The organism is Mycobacterium sp. NPDC050441, from assembly GCF_040655355.1.
Lineage (GTDB): Bacteria > Actinomycetota > Actinomycetes > Mycobacteriales > Mycobacteriaceae > Mycobacterium.
In genome coordinates, this window is record NZ_JBFAJS010000010.1 from 1 (window position 1) to 14,098 (window position 14,098).

Genomic DNA, 14,098 nt, shown 5'->3' on the forward strand with positions numbered 1-14,098 from the left:
CTGTTCTTCAACAACAAGGGCGTCGCAGCCAACACCACCGACGTCTGCCAGAACTACCCACCCAACGACATGTCGGTCTGGGACTGGCACTGACGGAACTCCACGCGGGCTGGGTGCCGCCGCCGACACGGCGACGGGGCCCAGTCCGTTTCCGTTAGCTCCATCACAATCAGTAGCCCTGCTTCACCCCACAGCGCCCCCGGTACGCGGCGAAAAAGCTGCCTGACCTCTGGCTACCCGTGCGTGGACGAAGTCGAGAGTTCACCGACGGCAGCTCAGCACCGCGGGCGTGGCGTCACACCTGTGTCACCGTTTTGCCACTCATTTAAATAGGCTAATATCTCGCTAAGTTTTTAGTTAGCCATTCGGCTAGACAGCGAGGCGTCTCGAGGTGAACATGGTGCACGGGTGCTCCCCCATCGACTGCCATGCCGTCGGCATGGCCACGTCGCCTCGCCGCCTCAATACCCAATTTGCCCACAACCGACGGACCGGTGCCATTTCACGATGACCAACGCGACGAAAAGCTCTCGCCGGAAACAGTTTTCGATTTCTGGCCTGGCTAAGAAGTTCTGGATCCCCCTGATCATCGTCGTGGTGGTCGTGGTCGGCGGGTTCACGGTGATGCGGGTGCGCACGTTCTTCGGCGCAGGCGACGGCTCCGGGTTCTCCAGCGCGAAGGTCGATGACACCAAGCCGTTCGACCCGAAGGTCGTGGTCTACGAGATCTACGGCGTCCCCGGTGCGACGGCGGACGTGAACTACCTCGATCTCGACGCCCAGCCCCAGCGCATCGACGGGGTCACCCTGCCCTGGACGCTGCGCCTGGAGTCCACCGCACCGTCGGTGTTCCCCAACATCGTCGCGCAGGGCGACGGCAACACGATCGGCTGCCGCATCACCGTCGATGACGAACTCAAGGACGAGAGAACCTCCAACGGCGTGAACGCCCAGACCTTCTGCTTGGTGAAATCTGCATGAGCACCCACGACGCCCCGACCGACGCCTTCCCGGTCACCGCGCCGAGGCCGGCCCAGCACGGTGGGATCGCCAAGTGGATCCGGCGGCTGGCCATCCCGATCATCATCGGCTGGATCGTCCTTATCGGCATCGTGAACACCGCCGTACCCCAGCTCGAAGAGGTGGGCAAGATGCGGTCGGTGTCGATGAGCCCCGACCAGGCGTCATCGATGATCGCCATGAAGCGCGTCGGCGAGGTGTTCCAGGAGTTCAAGTCCAACAGCTCGGTAATGGTCGTGCTCGAGGGCGACGAGCCCCTGGACATCAAAGCGCACGATTTCTACGACGAGGTCGTCGCCAAGCTCGAGGCCGACAAGAAGCACGTCGAGCACGTTCAGGATTTCTGGGGCGACCCACTGACCGCGTCGGGCGCCCAGAGCTCCGACGGCAAGGCCTCCTACGTGCAGGTCTACACCGCCGGTAACCAGGGCGAGGCGCTGGCCAACGAGTCCGTCGAAGCCGTCCAACAGATCGTCGAGAGCGTAAAGGCCCCAGACGGCGTCAAGGCATATGTGACCGGCCCCGCCGCACTGGCCGCCGACCAGCACATCGCCGGCGACCGCAGCGTGAAAATCATTGAGGGGCTGACCTTCACGGTCATCATCATCATGCTGCTGCTGGTCTACCGCTCCGTCATCACGGTGATCCTCACCCTGGTCATGGTGGTGCTCTCACTCTCAGCGGCGCGCGGCGTCGTCGCCGCCCTGGGCTACTACAACATCATCGGGCTCTCGACGTTCGCCACCAACCTGCTGGTGACGCTGGCCATCGCGGCGTCCACCGACTACGCGATCTTCCTGATCGGCCGATATCAAGAGGCCCGAAGTGTCGGCGAGGACCGGGAACAGTCGTATTACACGATGTTCCACGGCACCGCGCACGTGGTGCTGGGCTCAGGCCTGACCATCGCCGGCGCCACGCTGTGTCTGCACTTCACCAACCTGCCGTACTTCCAGTCACTCGGTATCCCGTTGGCCATCGGCATGGTCACCGGCGTGGTCGCCGCCCTGACTCTGGGGCCGGCGATCATCTCGGTGGCCACCAAGTTCGGCAAGACGCTGGAACCCAAGCGGGCCATGCGCACCCGCGGATGGCGCAAGATCGGTGCCGCGGTGGTGCGTTGGCCGGGGCCGATCCTGGTCGCCACCATTGCGCTGTCGCTGATCGGCCTGCTGACCCTGCCCGGGTACAAGACCAACTACAACGACCGCAAGTACCTTCCGGCGGATCTGCCGGCCAACACCGGGTACGCGGCATCCGACCGCCACTTCTCGCAGGCCCGGATGAACCCCGAATTGCTGCTGATCGAAAGCGATCACGATCTGCGCAACTCAGCGGACTTCCTGGTGATCGACCGGATCGCCAAGCGAATCTTCCAGGTGCCCGGCATTTCTCGGGTCCAGGCCATCACGCGCCCGCAGGGGACGCCGATCGAGCACACCTCGATCCCGTTCCAGATCAGCATGCAGGGCACCACGCAGATGATGAACATGAAGTACATGCAGGACCGCATGAAGGACATGCTGGTCCAGGCAGACGAGATGCAAAAAACGGTCGACACGATGGAGAAGATGCTCGCGCTGACCAAGGAAATGTCGGACACCACCCACAGCATGGTGGGCAAGATGCACGGCATGGTCGTCGATGTCGCCGAAATGCGGGACCACATAGCCGATTTCGACGACTTCTTCCGGCCGATCCGGAACTACCTGTACTGGGAACCGCACTGCTTCGACATCCCGATGTGCTGGTCGATGCGTTCGATCTTCGACACCCTTGACGGCATCGACACCATGACCGACGACATCCAGAAGTTGATGCCGGACATGGACCGTCTCGACCAACTCATGCCGCAGCTGGTCACGATCATGCCGCCGATGATCCAGACCATGAAGAACATGAAGAACATGATGCTGACCATGCAGGCCACGATGGGCGGTCTGCAGGATCAGATGGAAGCGATGATGGAGAACCAGACGGCCATGGGCCAGGCGTTCGACGCTTCCAAGAACGACGACTCGTTCTATCTGCCGCCGGAAACCTTCGACAATCCGGACTTCAAGCGCGGCATGAAGATGTTCCTGTCCCCCGACGGGCATGCGGTGCGGTTCATCATCAGCCATGAGGGCGATCCGATGAGCCCCGAAGGGATCTCCCACATCGATGCGATCAAGCAGGCCGCCAAGGAGGCCATCAAGGGCACCCCGCTGGAGGGCTCCAAGATCTACCTCGGCGGCACCGCGGCCACCTTCAAGGACATGCAGGAAGGCGCCAACTACGACCTGCTGATCGCCGGAATCGCGGCGCTGTGCCTGATTTTCATCATCATGCTGATCCTCACGCGAAGCGTGGTGGCCGCCGCGGTCATCGTCGGCACCGTGGTGCTGTCCCTCGGCGCCTCATTCGGCCTGTCGGTGCTCATCTGGCAGCACCTGATCGGGCTGGAGCTGCACTGGATGGTGCTGGCGATGGCGGTCATAGTGCTGTTGGCGGTGGGTGCGGACTACAACCTGCTGCTGGTCTCCCGGTTCAAAGAGGAGATACATGCCGGGTTGAACACCGGCATCATCCGCGCCATGGGCGGTACCGGGTCCGTTGTCACCTCGGCAGGTCTGGTGTTCGCGTTCACCATGATGTCGATGGCGGTCAGCGAACTGGCCGTGATCGGTCAGGTCGGCACCACGATCGGTCTGGGTCTGCTGTTCGACACCCTGGTCATCCGCTCGTTCATGACCCCCTCGATCGCAGCGCTGATGGGCAAGTGGTTCTGGTGGCCGCAGCAGGTGCGTCAGCGTCCGCTGCCGGCGCCGTGGCCCACTCCCGTCCAGCGCGATCCGCAGGACGCGCTGGTCTAGGCGGCCTGCTCCAGTCCGGACTTCAGGCTGGACAGCTTGACCGGCCAGCCGTGCGAGATCATCTCTCGCACGGTGCCGGCCGGGTCGAAACCCTCGTGGATCACCGTGAGCTTCACCTGGGCCCCGACCGGTTCGATGTCGAACGACACCCGCGACCGGGGTTCGGCCGCCGCCTCGGCGAGGTCCTCCTCGCTCAGGTCCGGGGCGATCTGTTGCAGTTCGGGCGTGAACGTGTGGAACGTGAAGGCCAACCGCTGATAGGGATCGGACTCGACCACTACCTGCTCGGGGTCGTCGATCCGTAACCCGCCTTCGATCCAGGTGTAGGTCGAACCCTTCTGCCAATCGGATTCGATGGCGTGTCCCATATAGCCGCTGGAGAACGCCGGATTGGTGATCGCCTGCCACAGCCTTTCCGGGGTGGTGAGGATGTACGTGGTGTACACGAACTCGCCGGGCATGGCGGGGCTCTCCAAGACCGTCTTGAGGTCTTGCAGGGCCTCTCTCCTCGTGGAGTCGTAGCGGTCGATCCAGCGGTCGGCGATGGCGTTGATCGGTTCGGGGTTGAGGTAATGCAGTTTCTCCCGGCCCCGACGCAGCGTGGTGACGAGGTTGGCCGCCTCCAGCACCGCCAGATGCTTGCTGACCGACTGCCGCGCCATCGACAGGCCGCTACAGAGCTGCCGCAGGCTCTGCCCGTCGCTGTCGTTCAGGCTGTCCAGTAGCAGCCGCCGACTCGGGTCCGCCAGCGCTTTGAAGACCTGGTCCACCGTCGCCATCCCGCCGTCGGCGGCCGATCGGCCGCCTCCAGCAATTATGCAGTCATTTGGCTGCATGTCAAAGCGTCACCGACCCCGGTGTACGCGTCCGAACCATGGATCAGCGCGCCGGATCGCGGGCGCCCAGCCACCGCCAGAAGGAGGCGACGTTGCCAACATCGCAGACTGCCGTCTCCTTATATCTGGAGAAGACTTCACTGGGCCCAGTCGGCGATGCCGACGACGCCCCCGAGTTCCGGCGCACGGTAGGGCGAGCTCCGAAATATCCTTAACATCAATGTAATTCGAGTTTCCGATCGACCCAACCAGCCGAGAAACAAGGCGCTGAATCGCAGCACAAGCCCAGTGTCACAGCACTATTGGTGATTGTTCGATACGTCGATACAACGCCGGTGACGCACCCGTCACTGGCAACCGAATTACACGCGCAGACAACCACACTCAATGCCAAAACACGTGAAGCAGTCCATATGCAACACCTGTTGTGAACGGAGTCACATATTTTGCCCGCTCAAAATCGGCTCTGCTAGCGTCCCGCCGCATGTTTGCTATCGCGACGCTTATGGCGCTTGTCCAGCAGGTTTCGGGCACGCCGTACATCTCGGGTGGAGACTCGCCGGCCGGCACAGACTGCTCCGGCCTGGCTTCCTGGGTCAGCAATATGGCGACCGGCCGTCCGGTCTACGGCGACCGGTTCAACACCGGCAACCAGGAGCGTGCGCTCCTGGCCCGTGGATTCAAGTACGGCACACAGCCCGGCGCCCTGGTGATCGGCTGGAACGGCGGCCACACCGCCGTGACCCTGCCGGACGGCACGCCGGTGTCCTCGGGAGAGGGCGGCCACGGGGTGCGGGTCGGTGGCGGCGGCGCCTACCAGCGCCAGTTCAGCCACCACATGTACCTGCCCGTTGCCGTAGAAGGGCCGCAGGAGGCGCCTGCGGACGCGCCCATGGACCCGTTCGCACCCCCTCCGCCCCCGCCGATCGAGCCGATGGCCGCCCCGGCGCCCATGGACCCCTTCGCACCACCGCCGCCGATCGATCCGATGGCCGCCCCGGCGCCGATGGACCCGTTCGCACCACCGCCGCCGGCTGATGCGATGCCGCCGGTGGCCCCGATGGACGGTCCGGCGCCGATCGTGCTGGATGTCCCGCCCCCGCCGGCGCCCCCAGCCCCCGAAGAGCCGGCGCCGATCGCCGTCTGACATCACACCGGTCGGTGGTCAGCAGGCCGCGGACATTCGGATAGCGTCTGGATGTGCTCGTGCTGCTTCCACCGTCGGAGACCAAACGCACCGGCGGGGACGGCCCGCCGGTGCGTTTGGACAATCTGAGCTCGCCTGAGCTCACCCCGCTCCGCCAGTCACTGATCGACGAACTGATCGAGCTCGCTGCCGACCCGCCGGCCTGCCGGAAGGCCCTGGCGATCTCCGCCAGCCAGGACGCCGAGATCGAACGCAACGCGGCACTCCGGCAGGCGCCCACGATGCCCGCCATCGAGCGATACACCGGGGTGCTCTACGACGCCCTCGACGTCGGATCGCTGCGCGGCGCGGCCGCCGCTCGGGCTCGCAGTCGGCTTGCCGTCGGATCCGCACTGTTTGGTCTGCTCCGTGCCGACGATCCGGTGCCCGCATACCGGTTGTCAGCCTCGTCCAAACTGCCCGGGCAACCCGGCCTGGCCACACGGTGGCGCCCGCTGCTGGAGCCCGTGCTGGCCGACCTCTCGGCCGGCGAGCTGATCGTCGATCTCCGATCCGGCTCCTACGCAGGCCTGGGCCGGATCCCCGGTGCGGTGCGGGTCCAGGTCCTGGCCGAACGCGCTGATGGGCAACGGACCGTGGTCAGCCACTTCAACAAGGCTCACAAAGGCCACCTGGCCCGTGCACTGGTCAGTTCCCGAAGCGAACCCGGCAACGCGGCCGGAGTCGCGGCCGTGGCCCGCCGCGCCGGGATGAATGTGGAGCGCGACGGCGATGAACTCACCGTCGTGGTGCCGGCCTGACGGCTCGCCGACTCAGGCAGCCTGGAACGGCTCGCCGTTCAAGCAGCCCGGAACGGCTCGCCGTTCAAAGCCGACGAGGGACGGCCGTCCGGCCCCTTCGGCACATCCCCCACCAGCGTCACCCGATACAGCCGACGGTCGTGCTCGCCGGTGAGATCGGACGGTGCCAGATGGACGGTCGAGCGGTTATCCCAGAACGCGATGCTGCCCGGCTCCCACTTGAACCGCACGGTGTACTCCGGTCGCACCAACTCGTCGTAGAACAGACCGAGCAGGCGGCGGCTCTCGTGCGGCGACACGTCAACGATATGGCTGGTGAATCCCGGGTTGACGTAGAGCGCACGCTCCCCGGTCTCCGGATGTACCCGCACCACCGGATGCTCGGTCAGCAGCGGACGGCGGTCCACCCGGCGCTGATAGTCCTCCGTTGCCGTCGTGCCGTCCGGTGGCGCGAACCGGTGCACCGCCCGCAGAACGTCGGCGAGCCTCTGCAACGGCGCAGACAATCCGCCGTACGCCGCGACAGTGTTCGCCCACTGGGTGTCCCCGCCGTAGGGCGGGATGACCTCGGCCCGAAGTATCGACGCGGCAGGCGGATTCACCGCCGCGGTGACATCCGCATGCCAGTTCGCCTTGTCGTAACCGCGGCTGGTGCCGTAGCGGGACTTGAACCGGTCGGCGAAGATCGGGTAGATCGTCGGGTAATCCGGGTCCGGGATGGAATCGAACAGCGGATGTGCCGGGGTCGGAGAGCCGAAGGCCCGGGCCAACCGAAGATGATCATCGTGGCCGATGAACTGATCGCGGAAGAACACCACTTTCCATTTGAGCAGCGCGGCACGGATTTCGGCGACGTGTTCATCGAGTAGCGGTGCGGTGAGGTCGATTCCGTGGATCTCGGCGCCGATCCAGCCGGACTGTGGCCGGATACTCAGTGCGGATGCCAATTGTGTCATCGGTGTTCCCCTCGGTCTATGTGTCTGGAGCCGTTACGACTTCAGCGATTTCGGTGTGACGCCGTCGAGCTCGTTCTGCGCGGTGACGATGTCGTTGTAGCGACCGTCCACAAAGGGCAACACCTCGACGCGGCCCTTGATGGTTCCGGTCTCGCGCAGGCCGTCGGCAACGGTTTGAAACAACGCCGTGGACTGCTCGTCGATCGGGTAGTACGAGGCGATCCCGTCCTCGTCGTACAACTTCCTGCCCTGGTCGAAGGTGATGCCCTGCACCTTGACGTAGTACTGGTCGATCCACTGGTCGGCGTGCGTGTCCTTCCAGTTGTTCGCCGCGACCGCCCGCCCGACGTAGTCGCCGATTGCCGCCACCTTGGCGGGATCATCGAGTACATCCCTTCGGACGATCAGTGTCTGGATGCCGGTGTTGATGCCCGTGCCATCACCGAGGATCGGTGGCTCACCCAATTGGTAATACTGATTGCCCAACACGATTGCGGCATCGACCGCGCCCGCAGCGAACGTCGGGACCACCTCCGCCCCAGCCAGTTCCACCGGCTGCACGTCGCTTCGCAGGTCCAGGCCATGGCGCTTGAGAAGGCCTGCGGTCACCATGTGACGGCCCGACCCCGGTGGGTAGGCCACCCGCCTACCACGGAGATCCTCGATCGTCTTGACCCCGCTGTCCGGGCGGGCCACCAGGTAGTAGCCACCACTGGTCCCCGGATTCGCCTGCAGCCCAATGGTCACCAGGTCCGTGACACCACTGTCCACCGCGATGGGGACCGGTGCCTCGCCGATGGATCCGATGTCAGCTGCGCCCGAGCGCAGTGCCTCGATGACCGCGGCTCCACCGCTGAAATCGGCGAAATCCACCTCATAGGGTGTTCCCTGGCCGGCATTTGCCAGATTCCACGGCAGGGACTGTGTCCCGTTCTGCTCGGCGACGACGAGCTTGGTGCCGGCCGGAACCTCGGTCTTGGCGGCGATCTTCACCGTGTCGATGGCCTTGCCGGCCTCGTCGTCGGACAACCCGCACGCGCTCAGCAGCAAGGGCGCCAACAACAACAACAACACGGCGGATCGCAATCGAACTCCACCACCAGAGGGCATCTGATCATTCCTTGTCTTCGGACACACCGAGTTCGGAGAGCAATCGCTTTCGCAGGGTGGTGAATTCGTGGGTGTCACGTGCCCGAGGTTTGGGCACCGTGACGTCGACATCGAGAGAGATGACGCCGTCGGTCAGCACGATCACCCGGTCGGCGAGCAAGATCGCTTCATCGACGTCGTGGGTGACCAACAGAACCGCCGGGGTGTGCCTGCGGTACAGATCCATCAGCAGGCCGTGCATCCTGATCCGCGTGAGCGCGTCGAGTGCGCCGAACGGCTCGTCGAGCAGCAGCAGCTGCGGCTCGCGCACCAAGGCCCGGGCCAGCGCGACGCGCTGCGCCTCTCCGCCGGACAATGTGCGCGGCCACGCCTTTGCCTTGTCCGCCAGATTGACCTCGCCCAGCGCCGCCAGCGCGCGCTGTCGTACCGCGCCGCCGGCGGGCAATCCGATCGTCACATTCGCCAGCACCCGCTGCCAGGGCAGCAACCGGGAATCCTGGAACACGATCGCCCGCCGCCCGGGTACCCGGAGGTAGCCGTCCACCTCGCTGTCGAGCGCGCCCAGTGCCCGCAGAAACGTGCTCTTGCCGGAACCGCTGCGACCCAACAGCGCAACGAACTCGCCGGCCCGGATCTCCAGATCGAGTCCGTCGATGATGACGTTGTCCCCGAACCGCTTCCGGACGTCGCGGGCAATCACCACCGACGGCGCGCCGGCAGTGGTCGCCAGTGTGTCAGCCACCGTCATAGGCCCGCCTCCAGGTGAGCAAACGGCCTTCGAGGAATCGGACCACCAGAATCGAGATCAGTCCGAGAATCGCGTACACCGCGATCAACACGAAGACGATGTCGATCTGGAAGTACTCGCGGGCGTCGGTCATCATCCGGCCCAGACCCTTCTTGGCGTTGATCGTCTCGGCGAAGATCAACGCCAACCAGGAGGCCGTCAGCGCCAGTCGCAGGCCGACCAGAAATCCCGGCAGCGACCCGGGAATGATGACCCGGTAGATCATCTCGGCGCGGCCGGCACCGAATGATCGGGCAGCCTCCACCAGGGTGGCATCGACGCTGCGGATCGCGCTGAAGGTATTGATGTAGATCGCGACGGCGACGGCGAGCGTGATCAGCAGGATCTTCGGCACCTCGCTGATGCCGAACCACACGATCAGCAGTGGCACCAGTGCGAAGTTCGGAACCGCACGCAGCACTTCCATGTTGGCGTCGACGAAGTTCTCCCCGATCCGGGACAGACCGGAGATCAGCGCCAGCCCGAGGCCGAGCACGATGCCGAAAGCCAGGCCGTATCCGACGCGCAGCAGGCTGGCGGTCAGGTGTTCCTGAAAGGTCCCGTCGGCGATCAGCGTCCATGCGGTACCGAGAACCCGGGTCGGCGGTGGCACGGTGTGCTCGTCGAAGATGCCGACGGTGGAGAGCAGTTGCCACAGGCCGACCAGTAGGACCGGGCCCAGCAGGCGCTGCACCGAACGCGGCACCACCGGCTTGCGCTGTGCCCTACGGACCGCCGCCCGCGGATCGACAAGCCCGATCGGTGCATCAGCTCGTGGTGCCTCGGGACCCGCGGTGCCAGTCGGCCGCGACAACAGGATGGACATCTCAGGCGGCGCCGAAGTAGTCGCCCGAAATCGACTCCGATGCAACACCATCGGGGCCCACCGGAATGTCACCCACCAGGGTGATGCGGTGTAGCACCCGATCGCCCTCGACATGCTCGAAGTCCCGCGGGGCCAGGTGCAGCGCGGCCCGGTTGTCCCAGAACGCCACACTGCCCGGCTCCCACCTGAACCGCACCGAGTACTCGGGCCGCGCGATCTCCTCGAACAACAGATCCAGCAGGTGCCTGCCCTCCCGGGGCGAGAGATTGACGATCTCGCGGGTGAAGGACGGGTTGACGTAGAGAACCTTCTCCCCTGTTTCCGGGTGCACCCGGACCACCGGGTGGATGGTCGCGAGTGGATTGCTGCGCACCAGATCACCGATCTTCTCGGTGCTGCGTTCAGCCGGTGTCGTCGAACCGAAGCGGTGCTCGGCACGCAGTTCGTCGACGAGGCCCTGCACCGACGGGGACAGACCCGCATAGACGGCAGCCACATTGGTGAACTGGGTGTCACCGCCGTAGCCGGGCACACGCTCCGCTCGCAGTATCGAATGCGACGGCGGGTTGATCAACGGCGTGACATCGGCATGCCACCCGGGCCCGTTCGGACTTTGCCGCTTGCGATATTTCGTGCCGTACCGGTGGTCGTAGGCGGCCGGGGACACCGTGTGGATCTGCGGGAATCCGGCTGGGGCAGAGTCGCCCTCGTAAGGATGGCCGGGGGTCACCTCGCCGAACTGGGCGCCGAACGCGATCTGCGATGCGTGGTCGAGGTCCTGCCCGCGGAAGAACACCACCTTCCAGCGGTGCAGGGCTTCGCGGATCGTCGCTACCTGTTCGTCCGGCAGCGGCGCCGATAGATCGGCCCCGTCGATCACGGCGCCGGTGAATCCCGACAACGGACTGATGGTGAGTCCAGTAGAAGACATGGCCACACTCCCCTCGAAAGCGGCTGCATATATCGGCCATTCGACGCTAACGAGGATGGCGGCAGGGCTTACCGGTTTGAATCGACGTGACGTGAAGTACCCTCGCCGAGCAGGTGACCGAAATGGCGTTGCCAGCCGCCGCCCGAGCCGGCGACCCAAATCACTTCTGCCTGCGGTGTACTGACACTTCGCCGGAATGCGAGTGCGAATCGCACTGTTGCCGAGCTACTTTCAGCGGGGTATTGCCACGGCAACGCGAGCGGCCCACACCGCGACCGGATTTCGGCAAATTCCCGGGTGTCACCCACAGCGCCCCGTCTCGTCGTGCAGAATATGAGCTCGCGTCAGCGCCCGTCGCCTGTGCCACGCCCATCACACCGCCGTTCCCGGGAGCAAGCTTGGTCACCTGCCCAGTTTCCACACCGCATCCGCCGTATCAGCCGGTTCGCCGCGGACGGCACCGGAAGGCGCCGCAACGACAGTGGCTTCCCGTCGGGATCGGGGTGGCGGCCGCAGCGGTGGTCAGCTCCTTGCTCACCGCGTTCGTCATCATCACCACGTTGGCTTCCAAGCTTTCCGCCAGGGATTCGGTCTACGCCGTCGGCGCCAGAACGTATGAGGTGAAACCGAACCGCCTGCAGCAGCCCGTCTTCACCGAGCGCGCCGCCGCTCCGCTGGCCGCTGCGTTCGCATCCGACGGGTCCGGTTTCGTCGACTCCCCGGCACGCTGCCGCGATACCCAGACCGCCAGGGCCATCGGCCGCACCGAAGGCTCACTTGTCGTGATCTGCCTGGACCGCACGGGCCGGCTGGAATACCACGGCGTGCGACTGACCGACCGGGCCGCGCTGGCGGCGTCGGCCGATGTCACGCCCGGCCGCAGGTTCGTCGCCCGCAACTACCAGGTGAACTACGCGGTCTCACCGACCGAGTTGCTCGTCACCTCGGGAAGTGCGGTCCTCAAACGCGAACCGATGGTCGAGTACCGCGAGATCCTGTCCACGCCGGTAGTCGTGGCGCCGCGGTAGCCGCGCTAAGCTGGCCGCTCATCGGCCATGCGGCGGGAGATCGATGTCCACATTCTGGCGGTATGTCCGCATCCAGGCCATGATGTTCGTCTTCGGTATAGTCGGACCGATCTTCCTGATCATTTACTTTGCTGCACAACCAGATCCGACTCTCAAATGGATGTACTTCGCGGGTCTGATCATCACTGCGGTCGACGTTCTCATCGCACTCGAGGTGACCCGCAGCACCGCACCGCCGGACACCCCCACCAGCGACCTCCCGGAGTGATGTGGCATGGATTCCTCGTCGGCATTCGAACTTGCACGCACCGATGCGATCGGGCAGGCGGCGCTGGCCGCTGCCGGTGAGCTGACCGCGGTCGAGTTACTCGACGCAGCGATCACCCGGGTCGAGGCGACCCGCGGTCTCAACGCCGTGATCACCGACCTGTTCGACAGGGGCCGCGCACAAGCCGCTGCCCTCGACGAGTCCGGAGTGCTGCGCAACGAGCAGGCCGGGCCGCTGGCCGGGGTGCCGTTCCTGCTCAAGGATCTCGGTGCAGCACTGGCCGGCGCCCGCGAGGCCATGGGGTCACGCGCGTTGCGCGACCATGTCGCAACAGAATCCGCGTGGACGGTGGACCGCTACCTCGACGCGGGCCTGGTCGTGTTCGGCAAGACCAACACCCCGGAGTGGGGCAACCACTGCACAACCGAGCCGTTGCTGTTCGGGCCCACGGTGAACCCGTGGTCCCCCATCGTCACCCCGGGTGGATCCAGCGGCGGTTCGGCAGCGGCCGTGGCCGCCGGTGTGGTGCCCGCGGCCTCGGGCGGCGACGGCACCGGTTCCATCCGGGTGCCGGCCTCATGCTGCGGCGTCGTCGGCCTCAAGCCGCGGCGCGGGCGGTCGTCCTTCGCCCCCGACGGTGGCCACGGACTCGAAGGCCTCGTGAACGGCCACGCCCTCACCCGCACGGTGCGCGATTGCGCGGCACTGCTCGACGTCATCGCCGGTAGCGCCCCGGGCGACCCCTACACCGCCACGGCCCCGGCCGTCCCATTCCTCCAGTCGGCCGCTCAGACCCCGTCGGCCCAACGCATCCTGATCGCCACCTCGTCGCCGTTTCCCACCGACCGGATCGACCCCGAGGTCGTGGCAGCGGTCGAGGCGACCGGCCGTCTGCTGGAGAGCCTCGGACATCGGCTCACTCCGGGCGCTCCGACCATCGACCCGGACGCGGTCGCCGAGGCCATCGCGGTGCTGCACACCGTCAGCAACGCAGAACTACATCACTTGGCTGCCGACCACCTGGGACGGGCGCCCCGCGAGGACGAATTCGAGCCGAGCACCTGGGTGATGATGCGCGAGGGCTTCACCACGACGGGAGTGGCGTACGCGAACGCGATCTCGGCGATCCATGCCCAGACCCGTCGGTTCGCCCGGGAAATGGCTGGTCACGACGTATTGCTGGTACCGACGCTGCTGACCGGCCCGCCGCCGTACGGGCGGCTGAACCAGCCCCGGGGCACCACCCGGGTCTTCTTCGACGTCGAGTTCGCCACCACCGGATGGACCGCCTTGGCCAATGTGACCGGCTGGGCGGCGATTTCCCTGCCACTGGGCCAGACGCGGGACGGCTTGCCGATCGGGGTACAGCTGATGGCGCCCGACGAGTCGATCCTGCTCAGCCTGGCCGGTCAGCTCGAACGGGCGGCCCCGTGGGCCACCCGCATCCCGCCCCGATGGGTGGCCGCCAACACCGTGACGTAGCCCGCATATCCTCTGAGGCGAACGGTGCGCCACCGGCGGTGTTCGACCGGGT

Annotated in this window: 14 protein-coding genes; 8 read left to right on the forward strand and 6 right to left on the reverse strand. The window is 65.6% G+C overall.

Annotated elements, in window-relative coordinates; genetic code table 11:
• From AB0I14_RS26050 to AB0I14_RS26060, 3 genes are all read left to right on the forward strand, one after another.
• Positions 1 to 93 (forward strand): DUF5078 domain-containing protein (locus AB0I14_RS26050; RefSeq protein WP_358028485.1); only part of this gene is annotated, 93 nt, incomplete at its 5' end.
• A 414-nt stretch (positions 94 to 507) separates the two neighbouring features.
• Positions 508 to 981 (forward strand): MmpS family transport accessory protein, encoded by a 474-nt coding sequence (locus AB0I14_RS26055; protein ID WP_358027922.1) that lies wholly within the window; start codon positions 508 to 510, stop codon positions 979 to 981.
• Positions 978 to 3,875, forward strand: a complete 2,898-nt coding sequence (locus AB0I14_RS26060; RefSeq protein WP_358027925.1) for an MMPL family transporter — start codon at positions 978 to 980, stop codon at positions 3,873 to 3,875. Before AB0I14_RS26055 ends, AB0I14_RS26060 begins: the two co-directional genes overlap by 4 nt.
• On the opposite strand, the gene AB0I14_RS26065 is transcribed toward AB0I14_RS26060, so the two are convergent.
• Positions 3,872 to 4,645 carry a metalloregulator ArsR/SmtB family transcription factor gene (locus tag AB0I14_RS26065; protein ID WP_358027928.1) on the reverse strand — a complete coding sequence of 258 codons (774 nt, stop codon included), beginning with the start codon at positions 4,643 to 4,645 and terminating at the stop codon, positions 3,872 to 3,874. The two genes, AB0I14_RS26060 and AB0I14_RS26065, sit on opposite strands and share 4 nt — an antisense overlap.
• A gap of 550 nt (positions 4,646 to 5,195) precedes the next feature.
• Between AB0I14_RS26065 and AB0I14_RS26070 the strand changes: the two genes are divergently transcribed.
• Entirely contained in the window at positions 5,196 to 5,858 is a 663-nt protein-coding gene (locus AB0I14_RS26070; RefSeq protein ID WP_358027931.1) for a peptidoglycan endopeptidase, read from the forward strand.
• A 53-nt stretch (positions 5,859 to 5,911) separates the two neighbouring features.
• Positions 5,912 to 6,658, forward strand: coding sequence for a peroxide stress protein YaaA (yaaA, locus tag AB0I14_RS26075; RefSeq protein ID WP_358027935.1), 747 nt, complete (start codon positions 5,912 to 5,914; stop codon positions 6,656 to 6,658).
• A 38-nt stretch (positions 6,659 to 6,696) separates the two neighbouring features.
• Here the strand turns inward: yaaA and AB0I14_RS26080 are convergent, their stop codons facing one another.
• The 5 genes from AB0I14_RS26080 to AB0I14_RS26100 are packed head-to-tail and all read right to left on the reverse strand — an operon-like array spanning position 6,697 to position 11,268.
• Positions 6,697 to 7,614 carry a TauD/TfdA family dioxygenase gene (locus AB0I14_RS26080; protein WP_358027938.1) on the reverse strand — a complete coding sequence of 306 codons (918 nt, stop codon included), beginning with the start codon at positions 7,612 to 7,614 and terminating at the stop codon, positions 6,697 to 6,699.
• A 33-nt stretch (positions 7,615 to 7,647) separates the two neighbouring features.
• Positions 7,648 to 8,700 carry a PhnD/SsuA/transferrin family substrate-binding protein gene (locus tag AB0I14_RS26085; protein WP_358027940.1) on the reverse strand — a complete coding sequence of 351 codons (1,053 nt, stop codon included), beginning with the start codon at positions 8,698 to 8,700 and terminating at the stop codon, positions 7,648 to 7,650.
• 28 nt (positions 8,701 to 8,728) lie between these two features.
• Positions 8,729 to 9,472 carry an ABC transporter ATP-binding protein gene (locus tag AB0I14_RS26090; protein WP_358027943.1) on the reverse strand — a complete coding sequence of 248 codons (744 nt, stop codon included), beginning with the start codon at positions 9,470 to 9,472 and terminating at the stop codon, positions 8,729 to 8,731.
• Positions 9,459 to 10,337, reverse strand: a complete 879-nt coding sequence (locus AB0I14_RS26095; RefSeq protein WP_358027946.1) for an ABC transporter permease — start codon at positions 10,335 to 10,337, stop codon at positions 9,459 to 9,461. Before AB0I14_RS26095 ends, AB0I14_RS26090 begins: the two co-directional genes overlap by 14 nt.
• 1 nt (position 10,338) lies before the next feature.
• The gene (locus AB0I14_RS26100) at positions 10,339 to 11,268 is read right to left on the reverse strand and encodes a TauD/TfdA family dioxygenase (RefSeq protein ID WP_358027949.1); all 930 of its coding nucleotides are present in this window, start codon (positions 11,266 to 11,268) and stop codon (positions 10,339 to 10,341) included.
• Between the two features lie 398 nt (positions 11,269 to 11,666).
• On the opposite strand from AB0I14_RS26100, the gene AB0I14_RS26105 reads away from it, so the two are divergent.
• From AB0I14_RS26105 to AB0I14_RS26115, 3 genes are read left to right on the forward strand one after another with little or no spacing between them, the layout of a single operon-like run.
• A complete protein-coding gene (locus AB0I14_RS26105; protein ID WP_358027952.1) occupies positions 11,667 to 12,296 on the forward strand; it encodes a hypothetical protein in 630 nt (209 codons plus the stop codon).
• Positions 12,297 to 12,339: 43 nt separating this feature from the next.
• Positions 12,340 to 12,564, forward strand: a complete 225-nt coding sequence (locus tag AB0I14_RS26110; protein WP_358027955.1) for a hypothetical protein — start codon at positions 12,340 to 12,342, stop codon at positions 12,562 to 12,564.
• Positions 12,565 to 12,570: 6 nt separating this feature from the next.
• Positions 12,571 to 14,046, forward strand: a complete 1,476-nt coding sequence (locus tag AB0I14_RS26115) for an amidase (protein ID WP_358027957.1) — start codon at positions 12,571 to 12,573, stop codon at positions 14,044 to 14,046.
• Positions 14,047 to 14,098 lie beyond the last annotated feature (52 nt).

Excerpts from the sequence above, each read along its gene's own strand:
- AB0I14_RS26110 (WP_358027955.1), top strand. The coding sequence starts at position 12,340 with ATGTCCACATTCTGGCGGTATGTCCGCATCCAGGCCATGATGTTCGTC.
- AB0I14_RS26080 (WP_358027938.1), bottom strand. The coding sequence starts at position 7,614 with ATGACACAATTGGCATCCGCACTGAGTATCCGGCCACAGTCCGGCTGG.
- AB0I14_RS26090 (WP_358027943.1), bottom strand. The coding sequence starts at position 9,472 with ATGACGGTGGCTGACACACTGGCGACCACTGCCGGCGCGCCGTCGGTG.
- AB0I14_RS26070 (WP_358027931.1), top strand. The coding sequence starts at position 5,196 with ATGTTTGCTATCGCGACGCTTATGGCGCTTGTCCAGCAGGTTTCGGGC.
- AB0I14_RS26095 (WP_358027946.1), bottom strand. The coding sequence starts at position 10,337 with ATGTCCATCCTGTTGTCGCGGCCGACTGGCACCGCGGGTCCCGAGGCA.
- AB0I14_RS26115 (WP_358027957.1), top strand. The coding sequence starts at position 12,571 with ATGGATTCCTCGTCGGCATTCGAACTTGCACGCACCGATGCGATCGGG.
- AB0I14_RS26055 (WP_358027922.1), top strand. The coding sequence starts at position 508 with ATGACCAACGCGACGAAAAGCTCTCGCCGGAAACAGTTTTCGATTTCT.
- AB0I14_RS26100 (WP_358027949.1), bottom strand. The coding sequence starts at position 11,268 with ATGTCTTCTACTGGACTCACCATCAGTCCGTTGTCGGGATTCACCGGC.
- AB0I14_RS26060 (WP_358027925.1), top strand. The coding sequence starts at position 978 with ATGAGCACCCACGACGCCCCGACCGACGCCTTCCCGGTCACCGCGCCG.